Origin of the sequence: Chitinimonas sp. JJ19 (assembly GCF_036961565.1) — a bacterium.
GTDB lineage: Bacteria > Pseudomonadota > Gammaproteobacteria > Burkholderiales > Chitinimonadaceae > Chitinimonas.
Genome location: NZ_JBAMDD010000011.1, coordinates 84,771 through 108,571, shown reverse-complemented (window position 1 = coordinate 108,571; position 23,801 = coordinate 84,771). Strand labels below are relative to the sequence as shown.

Here is a 23,801-nt window from a genome sequence, read left to right as displayed (position 1 = left end):
AATAGCAATGGCTAAAGCAAACACAGTGCGTGTACGGAAGAAAGTCAAAAAGGTCGTGTCGGAAGGCATCGTGCACGTGCACGCTTCCTTCAACAACACGATCGTGACCATCACTGATCGCCAAGGAAATGCTCTCTCCTGGGCTACCTCGGGCGGTGCTGGTTTCAAGGGCTCTCGGAAAAGTACACCATTCGCCGCCCAGGTGGCAGCGGAGCATGCTGGTAAAGTTGCCCAGGAATATGGCGTCAAGAACCTCGAAGTCCGCATCAAGGGACCCGGCCCAGGCCGTGACTCCGCTGTGCGTGCGTTGAATGCGCTGGGTTTCAAGATCACCAGCATTTCCGACGTTACCCCCGTACCGCACAACGGCTGTCGTCCGCCGAAAAAGCGTCGTATCTAATTCCGGAGACCCGAGATGGCACGTTATATCGGACCGAAATGTAAACTTTCGCGCCGCGAAGGCACAGATCTGTTCCTGAAGAGCGCACGTCGCGCTCTGGACAGCAAGTGCAAGCTGGATAGTAAGCCTGGTCAACACGGTGCTAAGCAGCCCCGTCTGTCAGGTTTTGGTGTGCAACTGCGTGAGAAGCAAAAGATCCGCCGTATCTACGGCGTTCTTGAGCGTCAGTTCCGCCGTTATTTTGAAGAAGCTTCCCGCCGTAAGGGCTCGACTGGTGAAAACCTGTTGAAGATCCTGGAAGCGCGTCTCGACAACGTTGTGTACCGCATGGGCTTCGGCTCGACCCGCTCGGAAGCTCGTCAGCTGGTCAGCCACAAGTCGATCACCGTGAATGGTGTGGTGGTGAATATCGCCTCCTACCAGGTCAAGGCTGGCGATGTGGTGTCTGTTCGCGACAAGTCGAAGAAGCAGGTTCGTATTCAGGAAGCGCTCGCGCTGGCTGAGCAGATCGGTTTCCCCGGCTGGGTTAGTGTCGATGGCAAGAAGATGGAAGGCGTTTACAAGAGCGCCCCAGAACGCAGCGACCTGTCCAGCGACATCAACGAGCAGCTCGTCGTCGAGTTCTACTCGAAGTAATCGAACCGTAAATACGGATCGTCGCTCGTTTCGATAAAGGGATTGATTGTTTATGCAAAGCAACGCGAATGACTTGCTGAAACCGCGCATCATCGATGTGCAGGCATCGTCGTCTACCCAGGCGCGTGTCGTGATGGAGCCGTTTGAGCGTGGCTACGGCCATACGCTCGGCAATGCGTTGCGCCGTATCCTGCTGTCGTCGATGCCCGGCTATGCGCCGACCGAAGTTAAGATCGAAGGCGTGTTGCATGAGTACTCGGCACTTGACGGTGTTCAGGAGGATGTCGTTGATATCCTCTTGAACCTCAAGGGTGTGGTGCTCAAGCTGCACGGCCGTGGTGAAGCCCTGCTGACCCTGAAGAAGGATGGCGAAGGCGTTGTTAAGGCCAGCGATATCGAAGTCCCTCACGACGTCGAGATCGTCAACCCTGATCACGTGATTGCCAACCTCTCTGCTGGCGGCAAGCTCGCCATGGAGATCAAGGTTGAGAAGGGCCGCGGCTACCAGCCGGCTGTCGTGCGTCTGGATAAGGAAGAGGGCCGTAACATCGGTTCCATCCTGCTGGATGCGTCGTTCAGCCCGATACGTCGCGTCAGCTACGCGGTTGAGAGCGCTCGTGTTGAGCAGCGTACCGACCTCGACAAGCTGGTGATGGAGATCGAAACGAACGGTGCCATCGATCCGGAAGAAGCGGTTCGTTTTGCCGCCCGCGTCCTGGTCGAGCAGCTGGCCGTGTTCGCTGACCTGAAGAGCACTGAAGTCGAACCTGAGGCGCCTCGTGCGCCGCAGGTCGACCCGATCCTGCTCCGCCCGGTTGACGATCTGGAATTGACCGTGCGTTCGGCGAACTGCCTGAAGGCTGAAAACATCTATTACATCGGTGACCTGATCCAGCGTACCGAAACCGAACTGCTGAAGACCCCGAACCTGGGTCGCAAATCCTTGAATGAAATCAAGGAAGTGCTGGCCTCCAAGGGTCTGACGCTCGGCATGAAGCTGGAAAACTGGCCGCCGGTCGGCCTGGAAAAGCCGTAATCCAGGCTGGAAAGACAAGGGATAAACACCATGCGTCATCGTCAAAGTAACCGCAAACTGAATCGCACGACGAGCCATCGTCTGGCGATGCTGCGCAACCTGGCCAACGCACTGCTGAAGCACGAAGTCATCAAGACGACGCTGCCTAAGGCAAAGGAACTGCGTCGCGTGGCTGAGCCGCTGATCACTTTGGGCAAGCAGGAGCGCACCGTCGCCAACCTGCGTCTGGCCTTCGACCGCACCCGCGATCGTGAGCTGACCCTGAAGCTGTTCGACGTGCTGGGCCCACGCTACAAGAACCGTAACGGCGGCTACCTGCGCATTCTGAAGTACGGTTTCCGTCAGGGCGACAATGCTCCTATGGCATTGGTCGAACTGCTGGACCGTCCGGAAGTTGCTGAAGTCGTGGAAGCTGCCTAAACCGCAGTGTTCCAATGGAAAAGCCAACCTTAGGGTTGGCTTTTTTACGTTTGGCGTGCCGCATTTGATGTCGTGGCGGCGTTAGCTTGGGTGCGCGGCGATCTGTATGGGTGGTGGTGGCTGGGCTGGATCATCGCCAAACCAGTCCCAGCTCTTCTGGGCTTTGCGGCTGGCTTCGTGGCACAGGTGCTGCGCCTTGTCGTAACCCATGCCGGCCAGGTCGGCGACAGCCTGGTAGTCGTCAGGAAGAGCCTCGTCGTTCCAGCCATTGGCACTATGGCGGGCATAGGCGACGGCGGTGGTGACGGTACGCACCCTGGGGTGTTCAGCGTGGCCTTCGTCCATCAGCATCTTCAATATCGGGGGCAGGTGCCAGGCTTCTATCAACGCCAGCTGCAACTCGATAAATGGGAAGCCCAGCACGGTCTTTTGCGCCTGTTGGCTACGCAGGCGCTTATCCAGCTGTTGCATGGCGCGTATCCGTAGCAGCAGCTTGGGGGCGAAGCAGCCCACCAGTACTTCGGCGATATCACGCAGCAAGGCGGCGGTGCCCACTTCGCCGCCGTCAATGTCGTGCCGGTGGCTGGCCCAGAGCTCGGCGCTGATGGCAGCGTGGAAGGCCCTTTGGAGTACCCGCAGGACCTGCTTCAGGCCTTGAGGGTGCCCCTGCAGCATGTGCTCAACCGTGTCGGACTCGACAAAGGCGCGTAGCAGGGGGTCGACGCCCACCATGAGGATCACCCGTTCCACCGTGGTGACATCGGTCAGTTGCTGGGCGGAGCGGTGCCGCTGCAGATAGCGCAGTATCTTGAGTGCCAGCAGGGCGTCGTGGTGTGCGACGGCGGCCAGATCCAGCACCGTAGCGTCCTCGCCTTTCTCCACCAGCTTGACCAGCTCGGCCTTGCTGCGGGCGAGTATGGGGAAGGTGCTGGCTTCGAAGAAGCGTGTCCAGGCATCAATGCTGGCTAAGGGGTGCTCTATCATCTGTCCTCCTCGCATGAGTCTAGTGCTCGCTGCCTGCGATAGCCAGCCCAGCACGTAAGCTGCCGATATCACTATAATCGTCGGCTTACCCTTATCGAGCTCACCATGGCCAGCTATGCAATAGGCGACCTGCAGGGTTGTTATCAGGAGTTTCTGGATTTGCTGGCCGCCATGGCGTTTCAGCCGGGTAGTGACCGGTTGTTCCTGGTGGGCGATCTGGTCAATCGTGGGCCGGACTCACTGGCGGTGTTGCGCTGGGTGTACCAGCACCGGGACAGCGTCGATATCGTACTCGGCAACCATGATCTGCACCTGCTGGCGGTGCAGGCGGGGCTGGCGAAGCAGAAGGGTAGGGATACCCTGGGCGAGGTGCTGGCGGCGGCTGATGCGCCCTTGTTGTTGGATTGGCTGCGGTGTCAGCCGCTGGTGCGGCGATACGGTGGGTATTTGTTTGTCCATGCGGGCTTGCTGCCCGAGTGGACAGCACAACAGGCTGTGACTTTGTCGGCGGAGGTTGAGGCGATGCTGGCCTCGCCGGCTTATAAGGAATTCCTGGGGCAGATGTATGGCAATCAACCCAGTCGGTGGGATGAGTGCTTGGTCGGCATGGACAGGCTGCGACTGGTGGTGAATGTCTGCACCCGCATGCGTCTGCTGACGGACGCAGGCGCCTTGGATCTGGATTTCAAGGGGGAGCTGGACGATGCGCCAGGCCACCTGCATGCCTGGTTTGATTCGCCTGATCGGCAGCAGCAGGATGTCTGTATTGTTAGCGGCCATTGGTCGGCCTTGGGCTTGATGCTGCGGCCGGATGTCATCGCGCTGGATACCGGCTGTGTCTGGGGCGGCAGCCTGGCTGGTGTGCGGTTGGAGGATAGGCAGGTGTTTCAGGTGCCGTCACGCCAACCCCGCTCTAGCGACTGGGGGTGATGTTGTTCCCATTGGCGGGTTGCACGGGCTCGGATGTGGTGATGACCAGCTCGATATCGCTACGCACCCGCTCGGCGATGCGTTGCTGTGCCAGCTGCGCCAGCTCTCGCCGACCATATTCCTGGGCGGCCAGGATGGGCAGGTAATCGAGCGTGACACGCATGCGCGGTTCCGCCAGCAATAGGCCCATGGACTCGATCAGGCTCATTTCCCCCACATAGGCGGCGGCAGTGCTGCGCAGGCCATGCTGATCGTAGTAGCGCAGGGCAATGGGCTGCAGGCGGGCACCCGCTTCTATGGCGGGCTGCAGCAGTGAAGCATTGAAGCTGGCGACATCCAGGCCATGGGTGGTACTGCCTTCGGGGAAGACCGCGATGCAATCGCCGCTGCTGAGCGCATGGGCTATCTGACGATTGACCCGCACGGTGTCATGGCGGCGTTCGCGGGCCACGAACAGGGTGCCGGTTCGATGGCATAGCCAGCCTATCAGGGGCCAGCGGCGTACTTCGGATTTGGCCACGAAGCGGGATGGGCAGACCGCGTTCATGACGAAGATATCCAGCCAGGACACGTGGTTGGCTACCAGCACTGTATTGGTGGGCACCAGCTCAGGGTGATCGCCGCGGGCTTCCACCTCTATGTCCAGTATCTGGCACAGGCGCCGAGACCAGCGCGCGATGGCGCGCGCCCGGCTGGCGGCGTCCCTGCGCTTGAACAGCAGGGCAACCTCGGTCAGGCCAAGCAGCAGATGCAGGAAGAGGCGGGCGGAACGCCACGCGCGTAGTAGTCGCGGTGTTTTCATGGTGACAAGCCGCGAGTGTAATGTCGCGAGCAGCGGCTTGTCAGCAAACCGTGCGCTGATACTGGGCAGCACCCCGCTCATTCGGTGGCGATGAAGTGGCGGGCGTAACGGTTATTCATCCGGCTCATGGGCAGCAGGATCAGCAGATCGGCGGTGTTGAAGTCCGGGTCCCATGCCGGCAGGCCGCAGATATAGGCCCCCACACGCATATAGCCCTTGATCAGCGGCGGGATCTCGGCCGGCACGGCATCATCGAGTGCATCCAGGGGCAGCGGGCAGCGTGGATGGGCGCGCCACTCCACCGGTGACATGGATTTCTTGCTCAGCTCCCGATAGATGCTGGCGGCGGCATGCCCGCCGTCCGCCATGCTGATGCTGGCGCAGCCGACCAGGTATTCATAGCCGTGGCGGCTCATGTAGTCGGCCAGGCCCGCCCAGAGCAGGGTGATGGTGGCGCCGGTGCGGTAGTCAGGATGTACGCAGGAGCGGCCCACTTCAACCATGCTGCTGCGTATGTGCTGGAAGCGGGTCAGGTCGAACTCGGTTTCGGAATAGTAGCTGCCTAGTGCCTTGGCTTGGTGGGGGGGTAGGATGCGATAGGTGCCGACGACTTCGTTGCTGGCTTCGTCCCGTACCAGCAGGTGTTCGCACCAGGGGTCGAACAGGTCTACGTCCAGGCCGCTATGGCGGCTGTTGAGCCGCGCGCCCATTTCTTCGCCAAACACCTTGTAGCGCAAGGCCTGCGCTGCACGTACATCGCTGTCGCTGCTGGCCAGGCTGACGCTGAGCTTGGGCCGGGCCGGGGTGGTGGGGTGCAGTTCGATATGCAGCATGGCGCTGGGGCTCCAGGTCTGTTCGTGGTCTCAGGAACAAACTTAGAGTGCTGCCATGACGGTCAGGTGACCGTGGAATGAAGGATTTCTTACCGGTGTAACCTCGGCCGCTGCCGGCAATGGCCGGAACGCCGGGTGACAAAATCGTGAATAGGCTCTTAGGTGCGGTTGTCGCTACCGTCGTCGGCTAGCGGATCTACCGGGCTGCCTGCAACACGGTACTGCTCGGCAGCCCATAGGCCCAGGTCTATCTGCTTGCAGCGTTCGCTGCAAAAAGGACGCCAGGGATTCTCGGTGGACCATGGACTGAGCTTGCCGCAACACGGGCAGGGGACTTGACGTTGGGACATGGATCAGAGGTTGCAGAAGGCCAGGACGAAGTCGATATCGTGATCGCACTGCCTGGGGCGGTCGGAGCCGGCTGCAGGCGTGACGAAACGCACATTGATGGCGTATTTGTTGGCTGAGAGTTCGGGAACGTAGGGGACATCGGAGGCCAGTGTTACCTTGAGCAGCTGCACCAGCTTGCCGCCCGACATCTGCTGGAAGGCACCATTGCGGGCCACCAGGGGTACCACCTTGGCGCTGTTGCGCAATATCCGCAGCACGATGTCTATGCCGTCCTTGATGGGCAGCATGGGGCCTAGCCAGCCCCCCAGTTCGTGACGCCGCTCTTCTACCGGCTTTTGTTGCCAGTAGTGGTAGGAGGGCAGGTCGAACTCGCAAACGCCACCGGGGATGCCGGAGCGCTGCTTGATGGCCATCAGCCACTCATTCTCGCGCAGGTGCTGGGCGAACTTGCCGGTGGGTTCCAGCAGGCGGCCATGGGTATGCTCGATATCGGCCAGTACCATATCCAGCGCCTCTTCGGAAATCTGCGGATTGTCGCGCAGTCCTTCCAGTGTCTGGCGTTGGCGGTCCAGCTCCTGCAGCAGATCGGATTTCAGATCGGCGCGGCCGGCCACTTCCATGATTTCGAACAGGCACAGCAGGGAGGCGTGATGCTCCAGGGGGTGATCGCGACCGGCAAAGAAGGCGGCACGGTCGTACAAATCCTCCAGCCGCAGCAAGGTGCGGATACGTTCGTTGACGGGGAATTCGTAGCTGATCACGTTGGGCGTGGAGTGGTTAGGCCTGTATTAGCGCTCGATTGTGCAAGATTCGCCCCATTTTTACAAACGATTAAGCTGAATCGGGTTCCGATTCAGGTGCTTGCAGATACTTCTTATGTAAAACCTTAACTTTATCCGCGAGTTGCGCGAGGTCGCCGTCGTTGGTGATCACATCATCGGCCCGTGCCAAACGTTCGCTGCGGCTCATCTGGCCGGCCATGATGGCCCTGACATCGGCTTCGCTGAGTTGGCTGCGGCGCATCACGCGCGAGATCTGCAGGGCCTCGGGAACATCGACCACCAGGGCACGCGTGATGGTACTGGCATAGGCACCCGTCTCGAACAGCAGGGGGACGGCCAGCAGGCAATAGGGCGTGGTGGTGGGCAGGCCGGCCAGATCGGCTAGTGCGGTCTGGCGTATCAGTGGGTGGAAGGCGGCCTCCAGCCTGGCCTTGGCCTGGGGATTGCTGAAGATGGCCTGCCTTAGCATGGGGCGGTCGATGGCACCGTCTGGTGTTAGGTAATCCGATCCGAACAGCTGTGCTACGCAGGCGGCACCTGGCTGCCCGGGCTGGCTCAGGCGATGGGCGATCTCGTCGGTATCGACCAAGGGCACGCCCAGCGCCTGGAAAGCCTGGGCCACGGCGGATTTGCCGGACCCTATGCCACCGGTCAGGCCTATCACGCGCAAGAGAGGGGCTCCGGCGGGCGAGGCATCAGTAACTGCCCCAGATCAGTCTTTGCAGCTGCGGCCCCCAAAACAGGGTGGCGAGGCCGGCTATGGCCAGGTAGGGACCGAAAGGCAGGGGCTTGCCCCAGCCGCGCCGCGCCAGCAGGGTCAGGCTGATGCCTATGATGGCACCGGCTACCGACGACATGAGGATGATGACAGGCAGGCACTGCCAGCCCATCCAGGCGCCCAGGGCCGCCAGCAGCTTGAAGTCGCCATAGCCCATGCCGTCCTTGCTGGTGACCAGCTTGAAGGCCCAGTAGACCAGCCAGAGCAGCAGATAGCCGGCCATGGCACCGACGACGGCATCCTGCAGGGGAACGAAGATGCCGTTCAGGTTGAACAGCAGGCCCAGCCAGAGCAGGGGCAGGGTCAGGCTATCGGGCAACAGATAGGTGTCGGCATCGATGCAGAACAGGGCTACCAGGAACCACACTAGCAAGATGGCGCCCACCGCCAGCAGGGAGGGGCCAAAGTGCCAGGCCATTGCGGCAGTGAGCAGGCCGGTCGTCAGCTCCACCAGCGGATAGCGCGGGCTGATGGCTGTCTGGCAGTGCCGGCAGCGGCCGCGCAACCATAGCCAGGAGAGCACAGGGATATTGTCGCGGGCGGTGATAAGGGCGCCACAGCCTGGGCAGGCTGAGCGAGGTACCGCCAGGTTGTAGCGTGGCCTGGCGGGCTCTTCGGCGTCTTCGGGCAGGTCGATGACCGCGCATTCGTGACGGAATTCGCTCTCCATCATCTTGGGCAGGCGATGGATCACCACGTTCAGAAAGCTGCCTACGATCAGGCCCAGGCATAGCGAGAAAACAATGAAGAACGCCGGCTCAATGCCAGCGAGGTTGAGTAGCGTCATCGCATCAGCCGCCGACGGCGGCACCCATCTTGAAGATGGGCAGGTACATGGCGATGATGATGCCGCCGATGATGGGGCCCAGTACCATCATGATCATGGGTTCCATCAGGCTGGTCAGCGCATCGACGGCCTCGTCCACTTCCTGCTCGAAGAAGTCGGCGATCTTGCCCAGCATGGCGTCCAGTGCACCGGATTCTTCGCCAATGGCAACCATCTGCATCACCATGGGGGGGAAGACTTCGCTGTTCTGCATGGCGACAGTCAGGCTGGTGCCGGTGCTGACCTCGGTCTGGATGCGTTTGGTGGCGTCGGCGAAGATGATATTACCGGCGGCCCCGCCGACCGAGTCCAGTGCTTCGACTAGTGGCACGCCGGCAGCGAACATAGTGGACATGGTGCGTGTCCAGCGGGCGATGGTGGCTTTGCGCATAACTTCACCCAGCACTGGAATACGCAGCGACAGCTTGTCTATTGCATGCTGAAACTTCTTGGAGCGCTTTTTGAGCTGGATGATGCCGTAGATGCCGCCACCTATGCTGCCAAAGATAGCCCACCAATATCCTAGGAATATCTCTGAGATTGTAATCACCAACTGGGTTGGACCAGGCAGTTCAGCACCAAAGCCTGAGAACAAGTCCTTGAAGGCTGGAATCACGAAAATCATGATCACCGAAATAACGATAAAGGCGGCAACGACGATAGAGATAGGGTAGAACAGAGCGGACTTGATCTTGCCTTTGATGGCGAGGATTTTTTCCTTGTACGTGGCTAGCCTGTCCAGCAGATTATCAAGAATACCAGCCTGTTCGCCCGCTTGTATCAGATTGCAGAACAACTGATCGAAGTAAAGTGGGTGCTTGCGGAACGCTTGAGTGAGGCTGGCGCCGGTTTCCACGTCATTCTTGATCTCGGTCAGCAAGCGGGTCACGCTGGGATTGCTATGTCCCTTGGCGACGATATCGAAAGCCTGCAGCAACGGTACGCCGGACTTCATCATGACCGCCATCTGGCGGGTGAAGAAGGTGATGTCCTTCTCGGTGATGCGCTTGCCCATGGATCGCGATTGCTTCTTGATCTTGAGCACGGTAACGCCCTGGCGGCGCAGACTGGCACGTACCACGGCATCGCCGCCGGCGCGCATTTCACCCTTGATGGTTTTACCCGTCTTGTCCTTGCCTTCCCAGGAAAAGGTTTGTTCCTTGACCTGGTTTTTCTTATCGACCGCCATGCGGTTACTCCTTGGCTTAACAGCCTTATTCGTTGGTGACGGCTTCTACTTCGGTCAGCGAGGTCATGCCTTGCTTGACCTTGAGCAAGCCGGATTGGCGCAAGTCGCGAATGCCTTCGCGCTTGGCCTGGTCTGCGATGTCTATAGAGTTACCCTGGCGCATGATGATGCGCTGCATTTCTTCGGAGATGGGCATGACTTGATAAATGCCCACCCGTCCCTTGTAGCCCGTGCCCTTGCAGATATCGCAGCCGACAGGCCCGTAGGGCTGCCAGCTGCCATCCAGCTCGTCCTCGGTGTAGCCGGCGCGCAACAAAACGTCGTGTGGTATGTCCACCGGCTTCTTGCAGGCCGAGCACAGGCGCCGTGCCAGCCGCTGGCCGGTGATCAGGATGACTGACGAGGCGATGTTGAACGGGGCGATGCCCATGTTCAGCATGCGCGACAGGGTGGCGGGCGCGTCGTTGGTGTGCAGGGTGGAGAACACCATGTGGCCGGTCTGGGCGGCCTTAATCGAGATGTCGGCGGTCTCCAGGTCACGGATTTCACCCACCATGATGATGTCGGGATCCTGCCGCAGGAAGGACTTGAGTGCCGCCGCGAAGGTCAGGCCGGCCTTGTCGTTGACGTTGACCTGGTTGATGCCGGGCAGGTTGATTTCGGCCGGGTCTTCGGCAGTCGAAATATTGATGCCGGGTTCGTTCAGGATATTCAGGCAGGTATAGAGCGACACCGTCTTGCCGGAGCCGGTGGGGCCGGTTACCAATACCATGCCGTAGGGGCGGTGGACGGCGTCCAGCAGGGCGGCTTTCTGATCTGGCTCGTAACCGAGCGCGTCGATACCCAGGGTGGCGGAGCTGGGGTCGAGAATCCGCATACAGATTTTCTCGCCGAACAGCGTGGGTAGGGTGGAGACCCGGAAATCGATGGCGCGTGTCTTGGAGAGCACCAGCTTCATCCGACCATCCTGCGGGATGCGCTTTTCCGAGATGTCGAGCTTGGAGATCACCTTGATGCGGGAGGAGATTTTCTCCTTGATGGCCAGCGGTGGCTGGGCCACTTCGCGCAGCACGCCGTCGATGCGGTAGCGCACGCGGTAGAACTTCTCGTAGGGCTCGAAGTGGATATCGGAGGCGCCGCTATTGATGGCATCCAGCAGCAGCTTCTGGATGTATTTCACCACCGGGGCGTCATCGACTTCGTTGCTGCCGGTGTCGGCCTCTACCTGGGTCTCCTCGGGCACGTTGAGGTCCAGGTCATCCTGGTCGTTCACCATGTCCTTGAGGTTGGCGCCACTGGCCTCGACCAGCTTGTCGATCAGCTGTCCCAGCTTGGGGTCTTCGACAATGATGGGTTCGATGACGGCACCGCTCTGGAACTTGGCATCTTCCAGTGCCTGCAGATAGGTTGGGTCGGAGATGGCCACGAACAGCTTGGTGCCGCGCTTGTACAGCGGGGCAATGCGGCGGGTCTGCATCAGTTTGCGGTCCAGCGCGCCGGGCGGGATATAGGCCGGGTCGAGCTGGGCCAGGTCCAGCATGGGATAACCGAAGGTCTGCGCGGCGAACTCGGCCACCTGCAGGCCGCTGAGTTTCTTGCTGGCAACCAGGGCTTGCACAAAGCTGGTCTGGCTGGCCTGTGCCTGTGCCTGGATGGCATCCGCATCGGCTTCCTGCAAGCGGCCTTGCTGAACCAGCGCGCGGGCGATGCCAGAGAGGGTGGATGGGGATTGCGCCATAGGTAATGCGTCCTTGCGGAAGGTGACGCGAACTGCGCCGTATTTAGAAGGCTGGCATAAATAATGCCTTTGTCAAGTTCGTATGTAAAGCCGAAAACCCTTGCGCCGTCTGGCTTTGGCGGGATTTTTGACGGCGTGGGCATGTATTTCGCCTTGCGTAACACATGGGCGGGCCTGGTCTGTTGCGCTGTGACTCAATGCTGCAATAGGGCGTCCATTACGAACCGACTACCAATATAGGCCAACAGCAGCAGGGTGAAGCCGGTCAGCGTCCAGTTCACGGCAATGCGGCCGCGCCAGCCGCGCGTCTGCCTGCCCCAGAGCAGGGCGGCGAATACCAGCCAGGCGGCCAGCGAGAACAGGGTTTTGTGATTGAAGGTGACGGCTTTGTGGAACAGGGCCTCGGAGAAGACCGTGCCGGTGACCAGGGTGGCGGTCAGCAGCACAAAGCCCAGCGCCAGGGTGGAGAACAGCAGTCGCTCAAGTGCCAGCAAGGGGGGGAGCTGGCTCAGCAGGCCACGGCCTGGGTGGTGAAGCTGGCGATCGGCCAGCCGCATCAGGATGGCCAGCCCCGCCGCCACGGCGAAAAACCCATAGGCCAGCATGGCAATGGCGAAATGAGCCTGCATCAGGGGGGCGGACAGCCAGGGTGTCGGGTGGCCGGCAGGCATCAGCAGGCTGGCGCCCAGGCTGACAGTGGCCACCGGCAGCAAGATGACTTGCAGGCCTTCCAGCTTGATCAGGAAGGCTGCTGTCCAGTAGATCAGTACCGCTATCCAGGTGAGCATGCCCAGGGCTTCGCGTGCGCCGAAGTGGGGTGCAAGGCTGATCAAGGGAGTGAAGGCCAGGGGGGCGTGCAGCAGCAGCAGCAGCCCCAGTAGGCTGTGCTCCAGCTTGAGCCGGGTGGCTGGCAAGTCTTGGAATGGCGGTCGGCGCGATGCCCACAGCCAGCCGGCCAGTGCAAGGTAGCCTAGCCATACCAGCAGGGGGAGCAGGGTGAGGTACTGAGTCATGGGGCGTGTTGGCAAGTCGGGTTGCGGCAAGTCAGGTAAACTGCCGGGTTTAAACAGCCTTTGGGAATCTGTTTACGCGCTTGCCGGCATCGGTAGCGCACTGCGGCAGCTACCCCATGCGGCTGCGGATGCCGTGTTTGCAGCCCTGCTGCTGGCGGGCAAGATAGCGGTAAACAGTTTCCGAACCAGTCTTCGGCCTCGTGTCGAGAGGCTGCTCAAGTCTAACAGAGCACCGCTGGGTGCCGATTGAGAATTGCTCCCATGTTTGACAACCTGCAAAGCCGTCTTTCCACTGTCGTCAAAACCCTGCGCGGTCACGCCCGGTTGACGGAGGACAATATCTCGGACGCCATGCGCGAGGTGCGCATGGCCCTGCTGGAGGCTGATGTCGCCTTGCCTGTGGTGAAAACCTTTGTGGCCCAGGTGAAGGAACGCGCCTTGGGGCAGGAGGTGATGGGCAGCCTGACGCCGGGCCAGGCAGTGATCGGGGTGGTACACGATGAGCTGAAGAAGCTGATGGGCGACCACAACGACAGTCTCAATCTGGCTGCGGTACCGCCGGCCATCGTGCTGATGGCGGGTTTGCAGGGGGCGGGCAAGACCACGACCACCGGCAAGCTGGCCAAGCGCCTGAAGGAAGATTCCAAGAAGAAGGTGCTGGTGGTCTCGGCTGACGTGTATCGGCCTGCCGCCATCGAGCAGCTCAAGCTGTTGGCAGGCCAGGTGGGGGTGGAGTGGTTTCCTTCCGACCCCAAGCAGGCGCCGGCCGATATTGCCCGTGCTGCGCTGGATCATGCCAAGCGGCATTTCTTTGATGTCCTGATTGTGGATACTGCGGGCCGCCTAGCGATAGACGAGGCCATGATGGCCGAGATCAAGCAGCTGCATGCGCTGCTGAACCCGATAGAGACGCTGTTCGTGGTGGATGCCATGCAGGGTCAGGATGCGGTGAATACGGCGCGGGCCTTTGGTGAGGCCTTGCCGCTGACCGGTGTGGTGCTGACCAAGCTCGATGGTGACGCCCGCGGTGGTGCGGCGCTGTCGGTGCGGCATGTGACCGGCAAGCCGATCAAGTTCATTGGTGTGGGTGAGAAGGTGGGCGGGCTGGAACCCTTCCACCCCGAGCGTATGGCTTCGCGCATCCTGGGCATGGGCGATGTGCTCAGCCTGATCGAGCAGGTGCAGCAGACGGTCGATGTGGAAGAGGCTGAGAAGCTGGCCAAGAAGATGAAGTCCGGCAAGGGGTTTGACCTTGAGGACTTCCTGGCGCAGATACAGCAGATGAAGAAAATGGGCGGCATGTCCGGCCTGCTCGACAAATTGCCGGGCATGGGCCAGATGAGCCAGGCCATGCAGGGCCCCGAGGCTGAAAAAGCCATGCGCCGGGTGGAGGGCATTATTCGCTCGATGACGCCGCTGGAGCGGCGCAAGCCCGAGTTGCTCAAGGCCAGCCGCAAGCGCCGTATCGCTGCGGGCGCCGGGGTCAGCGTGCAGGAGGTCAATCGCCTGCTCAAGCAGTTCGAGGACATGCAGAAGATGATGAAGCAGTTCTCGGGCAAGAATATGTTCAAGCTGATGAAGGGCATGAAGGGCATGCTCCCTGGCATGTAAACGCCTGCTCAAAGCTTGCCGGTTTGTCGTTGTGCAACGTGGGTGTGCTGGTAGCGCGCCCCGTCTGGCGGCCACCTGTGTGGTTTGCCGATACGGTCTAATTACTTGAGTTGCAAGATCTTCTTGCTGCTTTGTGCTGGGTGGTTGTAGAATGCCCGGCTTTCTCCGCCTAACCAGAATTTTAGGAACAACATAATGGTTGTGATTCGTCTTGCCCGTGGTGGCGCCAAGGATCGTCCGTTCTTCAACGTGGTCGTGGCCGACAAGCGCTGCCGCCGCGACGGTCGCTTTATTGAACGCATCGGCTTCTACAACCCCCAAGCCAAGGATGGCGAAGAGGGTCTGCGCATTGCTGCTGACCGCCTGAGCCACTGGATTGGCAACGGTGCCCAGCTGGCTGACAGCGTCAAGAAGCTGGTCAAGCGTCTGCCGGCCTAAGTGCCGAAGGACGTGAGCGCCGACATGAAGCCGGCGGACCAAAAGCCCATCGCAGCATCACCGGCCGGTGTACCGGCTGATCTGGTGTCGATGGGTTTTGTCGCAGGTGCGTTTGGTATACGCGGCTGGGTGAAGGTGGTTTCCGACACCGAGTACGCCGATAGCCTGTTTGATTACGATGTTTGGTGGCTGGGCCGTAATGGCAACTGGCGCGCCTATCGTGTCGAAGAGGGTAATCGCCAGCCCAAGAATCTGTCTGCCAAGCTGGAAGGCGTGACGGATCGTGATGTCGCCCATGGTTTCAAGGGGATGACTGTTGCGATTCCTCGCTCAGCCATGCCGCCGGCAGATGAGGGTGAATACTACTGGGCCGATCTGATCGGCCTGGCCGTTGTCAACCTGCAGGGCGAAAGCCTGGGCAAGGTAGACAACCTGCTCAGCACCGGCGCCAATGACGTGCTGGTGGTGAAGGATGGCCAGGTTGAACGCCTGATTCCGTTCGTGGGCCCGGTCATCGACAGCGTTGACCAGCTTGCCGGCGTGATCAAGGTCGATTGGGGCCTGGATTACTGACGTGCGCTTTGATGTCGTCACGATTTTTCCTGCCATGTTCGAGGCGATTGCCCAGCATGGCGTGACGCAGCGGGCGCACGAGCAAGCCTTGTTTGGCCTGCAGTGCTGGAACCCACGCGACTACAGCACGGGCAATTACCGGCGGGTGGATGATCGCCCCTATGGTGGCGGCCCCGGCATGGTGATGTTGCCAGAGCCGCTGGAGGCCGCCATTGAGGATGCCAGGGCGGCGCAGGCTGCTGCCGGTGCTGCGCGTAGTAGAGTGGTTTATATGTCGCCGCAGGGTGCGCCGCTGACGCATGAGTCGGTGATGCGACTGCTGCAGGAGCCCGGCCTGATCATTCTGGCCGGTCGCTACGAAGGCATAGACGAGCGTGTGATTGCGCGCCAGGTGGATGAGGAAATCTCCATCGGCGACTATGTGCTGTCGGGCGGCGAATTGCCGGCCATGGTGCTGATCGATGCGCTGGTCAGGCAGTTGCCCGGGGTGCTGAATGATGCGGCCTCGGCGCAGGAAGACAGTTTTGTGGACGGGTTGCTGGATTGCCCCCATTACACCCGTCCAGAAGAATATCGCGGTATGGCGGTTCCGGAAGTCCTGCTTTCGGGCAACCATGCAGCGATCAGGCGTTGGCGGCTTAAGCAGTCGCTGGGGCGGACGTGGTTGCGTCGGCCCGAGTTGCTGCAGGATCGCCAACTGACAAAAGAGGAAGCTCGTCTTCTCCGTGAGTTCCAGTCCGAACAGGATCAGGATGCACGTAAAGAGGATGCCTGAGCGCACCGAGAGGTGGCTGGCAGCCTGAGAAGGAACAAGCTTCACACTGGAGTATTGAACGATGAATCTCATCGCCAAGCTGGAACAAGAAGAAATCGCCCGTCTGGGCAAGACCCTCCCCGAATTCGCCCCCGGTGACACCGTCATCGTGCAAGTGAAGGTGAAGGAAGGTAACCGCGAGCGTCTGCAGGCTTACGAAGGCGTTGTTATCGCCAAGCGTAACCGCGGCCTGAACAGCTCCTTCATCGTCCGCAAGATTTCGTCGGGTGAAGGCGTTGAGCGTACTTTCCAGACCTACTCGCCGCTGGTTGCTTCGGTTGAAGTGAAGCGTCGTGGTGATGTGCGTCGCGCCAAGCTGTACTACCTGCGCGACCGCTCGGGCAAGTCCGCACGTATCAAGGAAAAGCTGCCGGCCCGCAAGGTCGCTGCTGTTGCCGCCGCTTAAGCGACGGACACTGCTGCTGCTTGAAAAACGGTCGTCGCAAGACGGCCGTTTTTTTATGGTGCGCCCGGCAGGGCGCACATGTGCGGGGCATTCATCCCCACAGGGCAAGGTTGAGCGGCACGGTCAGCATGGCGCCCAGCGTGGTGGCGGTAATGGTGGCAGCGACCAACTGGCCGTCGCTGCCCAGGCGCACCGCCAGGATATAGGCGGTGGTGGCAGAGGGCAGGCAGGCCAATACCAGTGCTGCCTGGTAGTACACGCCGGTTACCCCCAGCAGGCGGCAGCTGGCAACGGCCAGCAAGGGCAACAGCAGCAGCTTGACCACCGACCACCAGGCAACTAGCCAGGGCGCGCCGCGCCAGGCAGCTAGGCGCAGGGCGCCGCCTACGGTCATGAGACCCAATGGCAAGGCCGCACCTGCCAGCAGGCCCAGGCCGTGGTGCAGCCAGGTGGGCAACGACCATTCATTGAGGTTCCAGCACAGCCCCAGGGCGATGGCGAGGATCAGCGGGTTACTCAGCAGCTCGCGCCAGATGCGCTGGCCCTGGCCCTGGGTCAGTTGCAGTATGGCCACGAGGTTGACCAGTGGAATCAGCAGGCCGACCAGCACGGCGAAGGCGGCAATGCCTTGCTGGCCGTGCAGGCCGCCGATGATGGCCAGGCCCACATAGGTATTGAAGCGGTAGGCGCATTGTGTGCCGCTGTTCAGTGCGGCGGGTGTGGCCTGCATCAGCCAGCGGGCGGCATAGCCCAGCAACAGGCCGCCCAGGGTAAACAGCAAGCCGGCCAGCAGCATGGGGCCGCTTTGTACCATGTCCAGTGGCGCGCGTGACACTGCATTGAAGAGCAGCGGCGGAAACAGTACGTAGTAGATAAACTGTTCCATGCCCTGCCAGAAACCATCGTCGCGAAAGCTGCTGCGCCTGAGCGCATAGCCCAGCAGTATCAGCAGGAAGTCAGGTAGCAGCAGGGTGATCATGGGCTGGGATTATCGGCCTGTTCGAGCGAAATGCAGTATGAGGTGGTGACTTTATGTCCGCCATGACGGATCGGGACAGAATAGACGGTTTTATCGATGCCGCCTGGCTGGCGGAGGGCTGGAGCAGCCATACCGCGGATAGCTACCGGCGCGATCTGACCCAGTGGGCCGATTGGCTGGCGCAATTGAGTAGCGACAGCCTGAGCGCGGGCCCAGAGCAGATACGGGATTACCTGGCCTTGCTGGCCGCGCGCTACACCGAGACGGCGGCGTTGAGCGAGGTGGACAAGCGCCGGTTGCCGGCCTTGATGCGAGGCAAGAATGGGGCATCCCGTGGTCGCTTGTTGTCGGCTTTGCGTCGCTACTACCGGCATTTGCTGGAGGAGGAGACGATAGCCCAGGATCCCACCAGCGAGTTGGATGGCCCAAGGCTGGTGCGGCCCTTGCCCAAGACGCTGTCCGAGGTGGAGGTGGAGGCGCTGATGCGTGCACCCGCGCTGGATACGCCGCTGGGCCTGCGTGACGCGGCCATGCTGGAGCTGATGTATGCGGCAGGCCTTCGGGTGTCGGAGTTGGTGGTCTTGCCGCTGGCGGCCATGAACCTGGCCGAGGGTTCGGTGCGGATAGAGCATGGCAAGGGCGACAAGACGCGCTTGGTGCCCATGGGCCAGCCGGCGCAGCAGGCGTTCCGGCGCTATCTGGCCGAAGGACGGCCGCAGTTGTTGGACGGCCGTGCCCACCCGATTGCCTTTGTGAATGCCCATGGCCAGCCGCTGACCCGGCAGGGCTTCTGGTATATCGTCAAGCAGTACGCACTGCGGGTGGGCATCGCGGCCCAGCGACTGAGCCCGCATGTGCTGCGGCACGCCTTTGCCACCCACCTGGTCAACCACGGTGCGGACTTGCGGGTGGTGCAGCTGCTGCTGGGGCATGCGGACATTACCACCACCCAGATCTACACCCATGTGGCCAAGGCCAGGCTGGCAACCCTGCATGCGGCGCATCACCCGCGTGGCCGTCGCGGTGGGGCATGACCGTGGCTCGCCAGGCGAGCCACACCGTGAGGGGAGATGGCGGTATTACTTCTTCAGGCACTCGCTCATGAACTTCTTGCGCTCGTCGCCTTTCTTGCCTTCGGCCTCCTTGTTACAGGCCTTCATCTTCTCCTGCTGCGGATTGGCAGGCTTGGCCTTGAGGCATTCGCTCATGAATTTCTTGCGCTCGTCGCCCTTTTTGCCTTCGGCATCCTTGTTGCACTGAACCATCTTGCTCTGTTGCTTGGTGGGTTCCTTGGCCGTGGCGGGGGCGTCGGCAGCGTGGGCGAGGCTCAGGCACAGCAGGGCGGGAGCGATAAGGGCCAGCAGTTTCATGGTGAACTCCAATAGGGGAAATGGCAAAGCCAAGGCAGTGTAGAAGAGCTGTCAGCCAGCAGCAAATGCCGCTGTGATAAAATGCCGGCCTTCTTCTGATTCGTTTTCGAGGATTTTTATCATGGCCGGCCATTCCAAGTGGGCGAATATTCAACACCGCAAGGGTCGTCAGGACGCCAAGCGCGGCCAGCTGTTCACGCGGCTGATCAAGGAAATCACGGTTGCTGCCAAGATGGGCGACCCCGACCCTGCCACCAACCCGCGCCTGCGACTGGCGGTGGACAAGGCCCTGGGTGCCAATATGCCCAAGGACAATATCCAGCGCGCCATTGATCGCGGTGCCGGCAACCTGGAGGGCGTGGACTATCTGGAAACACGCTACGAGGGCTATGGCATAGGTGGTGCTGCCGTCATGGTGGATTGCCTGACCGATAACAAGACCCGTACCGTGGCCGATGTGCGCCATGCTTTCAGCAAGTACGGCGGCAATATGGGCACTGATGGTTGCGTGTCGTTCCAGTTCAAGCACTGTGGCTACCTGATCTTTGCCCCTGGCACCAATGAGGATGCCTTGATGGAGGCGGCGCTGGAGGCTGGTGCTGACGATGTGGTGAGCAATGACGATGGTTCCATCGAGGTGATCACCCCTCCCTATGACTTCGTCACCATCAAGGAAACGCTGGAGGCCGCTGGTTTCAAGGCTGAAATGGGCGAAGCCACCATGAAGCCGCAGGCCGAGACACCGCTGGCCGGCGACGATGCCGTGAAGATGCAGAAGCTGCTGGATGCGCTGGAAAGCCTGGACGATGTCCAGGAGGTCTACACCACCGCCCTGATGGACGAGTAACAGACCAGTAGACGGGCAGTCTGCGGGCGGGCTGGTAAAGCCGCCGCGATGGATGCTGTACTGCCCGACCGAGGGCCGGTTATCCGGCCCTTACGCATTTGAGCTGTGGCTTGCCTAAGATAGAGCAGGCACAGAGGCTTGTTGAGGAACGGATTGCCGCCATGTATCACACGCCAAATTATCGAAATCGTGGTAACAGCCGCTGGCGGGATCGCCTGCGCGGCTTGCTGGGCATGCGTGTCAGCCGGCAATTGCCTGACCCCGGCCCCCGACCCCATATTGGCGACTACATTGCCTATCGTGACCTGGTCATGAAGATAGGTGAGCCGGTGGCTGATGAGCTGTGGGATTGGCTGGTGTTCAACCGCTGGCGCCAGGTCCACCCGCAACGGGATCGCCGGCGCTATCGCCGCCTGCCCAGCGAGACTTTCCGCTTGCTGGCCCGCTGCGCGCCTACCCAGCGGGATGCCTTTGTGGCCCAGATGCTACGCCAGCACAAGCCAGCCATGACGCGCATGGGGCCGTTGAAATAAGCGGACGGCACTGGAGATCGGGGCCGCAGGCTGCTAAAAAGCAAGCTGTCTGATCGCCCGGCCACGCCATGACCTCCGCACACCTTTTACGCCTGCTGCGCCATTTCTCCTGGTGGCACTGGCTGGCCATCAGCTTGCTGCTGGTGTTGCTGGACTACACCGTATTGCACACCAGCCGCATCATCGACCAGCGCGCCGGCGATGTGCTGCTGCGCGAGCATGCCAAGCGGCGCCCGGTTTCGACCGGCGTGGTGGTGGTCGATATCGACCAGCGCTCGCTCGAGCGGATGAACGAGGCGGCCGGCAGTTGGCCCTGGCCACGTTCGGTGCACGGCGAGTTGACCGACTATCTGGCACGCCAGGGTGCTCGCGCCATCGTGTTTGATATCCATTTCAACGAGATGGATTTTTACCGTCCCGAGCATGATCAGGCCTTTGCCGAGACGGTAGCGGCCCACAACAACGTTTATCTGGCCATGGCGCTGCAGGACAGTGGCAGTGGCGGGCCCCTGGCCAGCATGATTCCACCCGCTGTCGGTGTGGCGGCATTGCCTGGTGCCAATCCGCAAACCCGTATCCCCGTCTTGCTGCCCCTGGTGATGCTGCAGCACAAGCAGCCGGAGGCCATGCGCGGCGGGCTGATCAATTTTGTGGAGGACAGCGACCTGGTGGGCCGCCACTACCTGCTCTACAAGGACTACCAGGGGTGGCGCTTCCCCTCCATGCCCGCCCGGCTGGCGCGCGACCTGGCCTGGCCGCTGCCGCAGCAGGGTGACCGTATCCTGCTCAACTGGCGCAGTGGCTGGCAACATGTATCCTATGCCGATCTGTATGAAGACGCCCAGCGCGAGCAACCCCGCCGTCCTGTGATGGAGTTCAAGGACAAGATCGTGGTGGTCGGTGCGGCGGCGCCGGGCCTGATGGATCTGCGCCTTACCCCCTTGGCCAGCACCTATCCTGGTGTCGATATCCTGGCCACCAGCATAGACAACCTGCGTGCAGGCGATTGGCTGGGCGAGAAGCCCAGGCCGCTGGTGCTGCCCTTTGTCGCGTTGTTGCTGGGCACCATCGCCTGGCTGTTTGCCTGTGGCTATGCACCTACCCGCATCCTGTATGGCCTGCTGGGGGTGAATGTACTGGTGGTGGCGATAGCCTGGTGGCAGTTGGGACGCGGGTTGTTCCTGCCCCTGTTTGCGCCGCTGGCCTGGGGCTGGGGCTATTTCTGGCTGTGTGCCCTGCTGGCCTATCTGAAGGAGCGGCAGCAGCGCGAGCGGGCCATGGGCATGTTCCAGCGTTTTCTGGACCCGCGCGTGGTCAGCGATCTGGTGGCCAATGGTGAGATCAATACCGAGGTGAACGCCGAAAGCCGCCAGGTGACGGTGCTGTTCTCGGACATACGCGGTTTTACCACGCTGTCGGAAACCCGCTCGCCCGAAGCCATTGTCTCCCTGCTCAACCGCTATTTCTCCACCCAGGTGGAAATCATCTTCCGCCATGGCGGCACCCTGGACAAGTTCATCGGCGATGCCATCATGGCCTTCTGGGGCGCCCCGGTGAATGACCCTGACCACGCCAGGCACGCGATCGCGGCCGCCATCGAGATGGCCGAGGCGCTGGTGCGCTTCAAGGCCGAGCTGACCGAGCTGGGGCATGATTTCGACATTGGCATCGGCCTCAATAGTGGGCCTGCGGTTGTCGGCTTTATCGGCTCCCGCGATAGACTGGACTACACTGCAATAGGCGACACGGTGAACCTGGCCAGCCGCATAGAAGGGCAGACCAAGGGGGTGGCGCGGGTGCTGGTGGCAGAGTCGACCATGCTGCTGGCGCAGGCGGATTTCAGCTACCGTGATTGCGGCTTGCACCATGTAAAAGGCAGGGAACAGGAAGTCAGGTTGTTTGAGCCCGGGCGTCTGGGCACGAGCGGAAACGGGAGTTGAAGCAATGAAAATAGCGATAACTGTCTTGCTGTTGGCGGCCGGCCTGGCGCAGGCGGCAGAGATGGGCACGGTGTTACGGGCAGCAGAACTGAAACAAAAGCCTTTTGCGGATGCAGCCAAGGTCAGCGATGTGACGGCCAAGGCGGCAGTAGAGATCGTGCAGCGGCAGGGTGCCTGGATACAGATCAAGGCCGACGGTCAGGTCGGCTGGGTGAAGATGTTGAACGTGCGCACCGGCAACAGCCAGGCCAAGCCCGGTAGCGGCGGTGGTGGGCTGGGCTCGCTGGTATCGGTGTTCCAGACCGGGAGTTCGTCCAAGACCCAGACCACGGGCGTCAAAGGCATCAGCAAGGATGGGCTGAAGGAGGCACAGCCTGATATGGAGCAGTTGGCCAAGCTCAACGGCATGCAGGTCACGGCAGAGGATGCCAAGCGGTTTGCCCGCGCCGGCAAGCTGGAAGACGTGAAGGTTGACTACCTGCCCAAATCGGCTGACGGCAAATGACAGGGAATAAGGAGCTCAGCATGCGCAAACTGATATTGCCCCTGTTGTTGGCCTTTGCCGCCCCGGCCCAGGCCTGGGATGTGGGCAAGCTGATCAAGGGGCTGGAGACCGCCAAGAAGGTAGTGGATGCCAATCGCGACATTACTGAAGCCGAAGAGGTGCAGATGGGCGGCGAGCTGGCTGCCACCCTGCTGGGTGCCGCGCCGCTGGTGGATGACGCCGAGATGCAGCGCTATGTGAACCGGGTGGGAGTGTGGTTGGCTCAGCACAGCGAGCGCCCGGGCCTGCCCTGGAAGTTCGGGGTGATAGACCATCCCCATGTGAATGCCTTCGCCACGCCAGGCGGGCATATCCTGGTCACCCGCGGGCTGCTGCAGCGCCTGCGCAGCGAGGCCGAGCTGGCGGGGGTGCTGGCCCATGAAATCGCCCACGTGCTGAAGAAGCACCAGCTCAGCGCCATCCAGAAAAGCCTGGGGACAGCGGCCTTGTCCGACATTGCCGCCCAGTATGCCGATAACACCGGTAAGCGTAGCGCAGCCAATACCGCCAAACTGATCGGCGGTGGCAAGGAGCTGTACCTGAAGGGGTTGGACAAGGAAGACGAGTTCGAGGCCGACCGCATGGGGGTGGTGATTGCAGCGCGTGCCGGCTACAACCCCTATGGTTTGGTCGGGGTGTTGCAGACCCTGTCGGAATCGGCCAGCGATCCCGGCCTGGGTTTTCTGCTGGAAACCCACCCCATGCCCAATGACCGGTTGGACCGGCTGGATGCGGCCATGGGCGAGCGCATGGAGGAGTTGAGCAAGAACGTGGACAACCTGCCGCGCTTTAGCAAGCTCAGGCGCTAGGCGAGGCTTAACGATAAGCGGCGTACCGGCTTGGCCGGTGCGCCGTTTTTCGTGCCGGGTGAGGCATAAAAAGTGGCGCGGTGGCATGGCCCACAGGGGGATGCAACACGCGCCAGAGAGGAGTGAACCTTGATGGAAGATGGGCCGGGACCTGCTACGCCGCCTTGCCGGCCGCCGCAATGGCGGTGTTTTGTCTCACCCTGGGGTGGAGCAGGGTAG

The 23,801-nt window shown here is 61.2% G+C and carries 28 protein-coding genes; 16 read left to right on the top strand and 12 right to left on the bottom strand.

From position 1 onward, the window contains the following. Window positions 1-7 precede the first annotated feature (7 nt). The 4 genes from rpsK to rplQ are packed head-to-tail and all read left to right on the top strand — an operon-like array spanning window position 8 to window position 2,492. Window positions 8-400: a 30S ribosomal protein S11 gene (gene rpsK, locus V7714_RS14435; RefSeq protein ID WP_072428309.1), complete on the top strand. Its 393-nt coding sequence runs from the start codon at window positions 8-10 to the stop codon at window positions 398-400. Window positions 401-415: 15 nt separating this feature from the next. Then, window positions 416-1,036 (top strand): 30S ribosomal protein S4, encoded by a 621-nt coding sequence (rpsD, locus tag V7714_RS14430; RefSeq protein WP_284197190.1) that lies wholly within the window; start codon window positions 416-418, stop codon window positions 1,034-1,036. A 52-nt stretch (window positions 1,037-1,088) separates the two neighbouring features. Continuing rightward, window positions 1,089-2,072: a DNA-directed RNA polymerase subunit alpha gene (locus tag V7714_RS14425; protein ID WP_284197191.1), complete on the top strand. Its 984-nt coding sequence runs from the start codon at window positions 1,089-1,091 to the stop codon at window positions 2,070-2,072. A 30-nt stretch (window positions 2,073-2,102) separates the two neighbouring features. Next, on the top strand, window positions 2,103-2,492 hold the full coding sequence (gene rplQ, locus V7714_RS14420; protein ID WP_284197192.1) for a 50S ribosomal protein L17: 390 nt from the start codon (window positions 2,103-2,105) through the stop codon (window positions 2,490-2,492). 81 nt (window positions 2,493-2,573) lie between these two features. On the opposite strand, the gene V7714_RS14415 is transcribed toward rplQ, so the two are convergent. Continuing rightward, window positions 2,574-3,476: an HDOD domain-containing protein gene (locus V7714_RS14415; RefSeq protein ID WP_335710369.1), complete on the bottom strand. Its 903-nt coding sequence runs from the start codon at window positions 3,474-3,476 to the stop codon at window positions 2,574-2,576. A gap of 105 nt (window positions 3,477-3,581) precedes the next feature. Between V7714_RS14415 and V7714_RS14410 the strand changes: the two genes are divergently transcribed. Then, window positions 3,582-4,406: a symmetrical bis(5'-nucleosyl)-tetraphosphatase gene (locus V7714_RS14410; protein WP_335710368.1), complete on the top strand. Its 825-nt coding sequence runs from the start codon at window positions 3,582-3,584 to the stop codon at window positions 4,404-4,406. On the opposite strand, the gene V7714_RS14405 is transcribed toward V7714_RS14410, so the two are convergent. The 9 genes from V7714_RS14405 to V7714_RS14365 all read right to left on the bottom strand — a co-directional run bounded on the left by V7714_RS14405 (window position 4,390) and on the right by V7714_RS14365 (window position 12,718). Beyond that, the gene (locus V7714_RS14405; protein WP_335710367.1) at window positions 4,390-5,208 is read right to left on the bottom strand and encodes a lysophospholipid acyltransferase family protein; all 819 of its coding nucleotides are present in this window, start codon (window positions 5,206-5,208) and stop codon (window positions 4,390-4,392) included. The genes V7714_RS14410 and V7714_RS14405 overlap by 17 nt on opposite strands. A gap of 77 nt (window positions 5,209-5,285) precedes the next feature. Continuing rightward, window positions 5,286-6,041 carry a GNAT family N-acetyltransferase gene (locus V7714_RS14400; protein ID WP_335710366.1) on the bottom strand — a complete coding sequence of 252 codons (756 nt, stop codon included), beginning with the start codon at window positions 6,039-6,041 and terminating at the stop codon, window positions 5,286-5,288. Window positions 6,042-6,199: 158 nt separating this feature from the next. Next, window positions 6,200-6,391, bottom strand: a complete 192-nt coding sequence (locus V7714_RS14395) for a DNA gyrase inhibitor YacG (RefSeq protein WP_335710365.1) — start codon at window positions 6,389-6,391, stop codon at window positions 6,200-6,202. A gap of 3 nt (window positions 6,392-6,394) precedes the next feature. Next, entirely contained in the window at window positions 6,395-7,153 is a 759-nt protein-coding gene (zapD, locus tag V7714_RS14390; RefSeq protein ID WP_335710364.1) for a cell division protein ZapD, read from the bottom strand. Window positions 7,154-7,223: 70 nt separating this feature from the next. Then, window positions 7,224-7,838: a dephospho-CoA kinase gene (gene coaE, locus V7714_RS14385; protein ID WP_335710387.1), complete on the bottom strand. Its 615-nt coding sequence runs from the start codon at window positions 7,836-7,838 to the stop codon at window positions 7,224-7,226. Between the two features lie 31 nt (window positions 7,839-7,869). Continuing rightward, entirely contained in the window at window positions 7,870-8,739 is an 870-nt protein-coding gene (locus tag V7714_RS14380; RefSeq protein WP_335710363.1) for a prepilin peptidase, read from the bottom strand. A gap of 4 nt (window positions 8,740-8,743) precedes the next feature. Beyond that, entirely contained in the window at window positions 8,744-9,967 is a 1,224-nt protein-coding gene (locus tag V7714_RS14375; protein WP_335710362.1) for a type II secretion system F family protein, read from the bottom strand. Between the two features lie 25 nt (window positions 9,968-9,992). Further along, entirely contained in the window at window positions 9,993-11,705 is a 1,713-nt protein-coding gene (gene pilB / locus V7714_RS14370; RefSeq protein ID WP_335710361.1) for a type IV-A pilus assembly ATPase PilB, read from the bottom strand. Window positions 11,706-11,899: 194 nt separating this feature from the next. Then, a complete protein-coding gene (locus V7714_RS14365) occupies window positions 11,900-12,718 on the bottom strand; it encodes a cytochrome C assembly family protein (RefSeq protein ID WP_335710360.1) in 819 nt (272 codons plus the stop codon). 261 nt (window positions 12,719-12,979) lie between these two features. On the opposite strand from V7714_RS14365, the gene ffh reads away from it, so the two are divergent. From ffh to rplS, 5 genes are all read left to right on the top strand, one after another. After that, window positions 12,980-14,329, top strand: coding sequence for a signal recognition particle protein (gene ffh, locus V7714_RS14360; protein WP_284197204.1), 1,350 nt, complete (start codon window positions 12,980-12,982; stop codon window positions 14,327-14,329). Window positions 14,330-14,524: 195 nt separating this feature from the next. Further along, a complete protein-coding gene (gene rpsP, locus V7714_RS14355) occupies window positions 14,525-14,767 on the top strand; it encodes a 30S ribosomal protein S16 (RefSeq protein ID WP_284197205.1) in 243 nt (80 codons plus the stop codon). A gap of 24 nt (window positions 14,768-14,791) precedes the next feature. Continuing rightward, window positions 14,792-15,340 (top strand): ribosome maturation factor RimM, encoded by a 549-nt coding sequence (rimM, locus tag V7714_RS14350; protein WP_335710359.1) that lies wholly within the window; start codon window positions 14,792-14,794, stop codon window positions 15,338-15,340. Between the two features lies 1 nt (window position 15,341). Beyond that, on the top strand, window positions 15,342-16,115 hold the full coding sequence (trmD, locus tag V7714_RS14345) for a tRNA (guanosine(37)-N1)-methyltransferase TrmD (RefSeq protein ID WP_335710358.1): 774 nt from the start codon (window positions 15,342-15,344) through the stop codon (window positions 16,113-16,115). A 61-nt stretch (window positions 16,116-16,176) separates the two neighbouring features. After that, complete coding sequence (gene rplS / locus V7714_RS14340) at window positions 16,177-16,560, top strand: 50S ribosomal protein L19 (RefSeq protein ID WP_335710357.1); 384 nt, start codon at window positions 16,177-16,179, stop codon at window positions 16,558-16,560. A 91-nt stretch (window positions 16,561-16,651) separates the two neighbouring features. Here the strand turns inward: rplS and V7714_RS14335 are convergent, their stop codons facing one another. Then, the gene (locus V7714_RS14335; protein WP_335710356.1) at window positions 16,652-17,539 is read right to left on the bottom strand and encodes an AEC family transporter; all 888 of its coding nucleotides are present in this window, start codon (window positions 17,537-17,539) and stop codon (window positions 16,652-16,654) included. Window positions 17,540-17,592: 53 nt separating this feature from the next. On the opposite strand from V7714_RS14335, the gene V7714_RS14330 reads away from it, so the two are divergent. Then, on the top strand, window positions 17,593-18,573 hold the full coding sequence (locus tag V7714_RS14330; protein WP_335710355.1) for a site-specific tyrosine recombinase XerD: 981 nt from the start codon (window positions 17,593-17,595) through the stop codon (window positions 18,571-18,573). Between the two features lie 45 nt (window positions 18,574-18,618). On the opposite strand, the gene V7714_RS14325 is transcribed toward V7714_RS14330, so the two are convergent. Continuing rightward, the gene (locus V7714_RS14325) at window positions 18,619-18,909 is read right to left on the bottom strand and encodes a PsiF family protein (protein WP_335710354.1); all 291 of its coding nucleotides are present in this window, start codon (window positions 18,907-18,909) and stop codon (window positions 18,619-18,621) included. A 121-nt stretch (window positions 18,910-19,030) separates the two neighbouring features. Between V7714_RS14325 and V7714_RS14320 the strand changes: the two genes are divergently transcribed. The 5 genes from V7714_RS14320 to V7714_RS14300 all read left to right on the top strand — a co-directional run bounded on the left by V7714_RS14320 (window position 19,031) and on the right by V7714_RS14300 (window position 23,582). Next, window positions 19,031-19,756: a YebC/PmpR family DNA-binding transcriptional regulator gene (locus V7714_RS14320; RefSeq protein WP_335710353.1), complete on the top strand. Its 726-nt coding sequence runs from the start codon at window positions 19,031-19,033 to the stop codon at window positions 19,754-19,756. A gap of 161 nt (window positions 19,757-19,917) precedes the next feature. After that, window positions 19,918-20,289: a hypothetical protein gene (locus tag V7714_RS14315; RefSeq protein WP_335710352.1), complete on the top strand. Its 372-nt coding sequence runs from the start codon at window positions 19,918-19,920 to the stop codon at window positions 20,287-20,289. 68 nt (window positions 20,290-20,357) lie between these two features. Further along, the gene (locus V7714_RS14310; protein WP_335710351.1) at window positions 20,358-22,229 is read left to right on the top strand and encodes a CHASE2 domain-containing protein; all 1,872 of its coding nucleotides are present in this window, start codon (window positions 20,358-20,360) and stop codon (window positions 22,227-22,229) included. A 4-nt stretch (window positions 22,230-22,233) separates the two neighbouring features. After that, entirely contained in the window at window positions 22,234-22,734 is a 501-nt protein-coding gene (locus V7714_RS14305) for an SH3 domain-containing protein (protein ID WP_335710350.1), read from the top strand. A 20-nt stretch (window positions 22,735-22,754) separates the two neighbouring features. Further along, a complete protein-coding gene (locus tag V7714_RS14300) occupies window positions 22,755-23,582 on the top strand; it encodes a M48 family metalloprotease (RefSeq protein WP_335710349.1) in 828 nt (275 codons plus the stop codon). Window positions 23,583-23,801 lie beyond the last annotated feature (219 nt).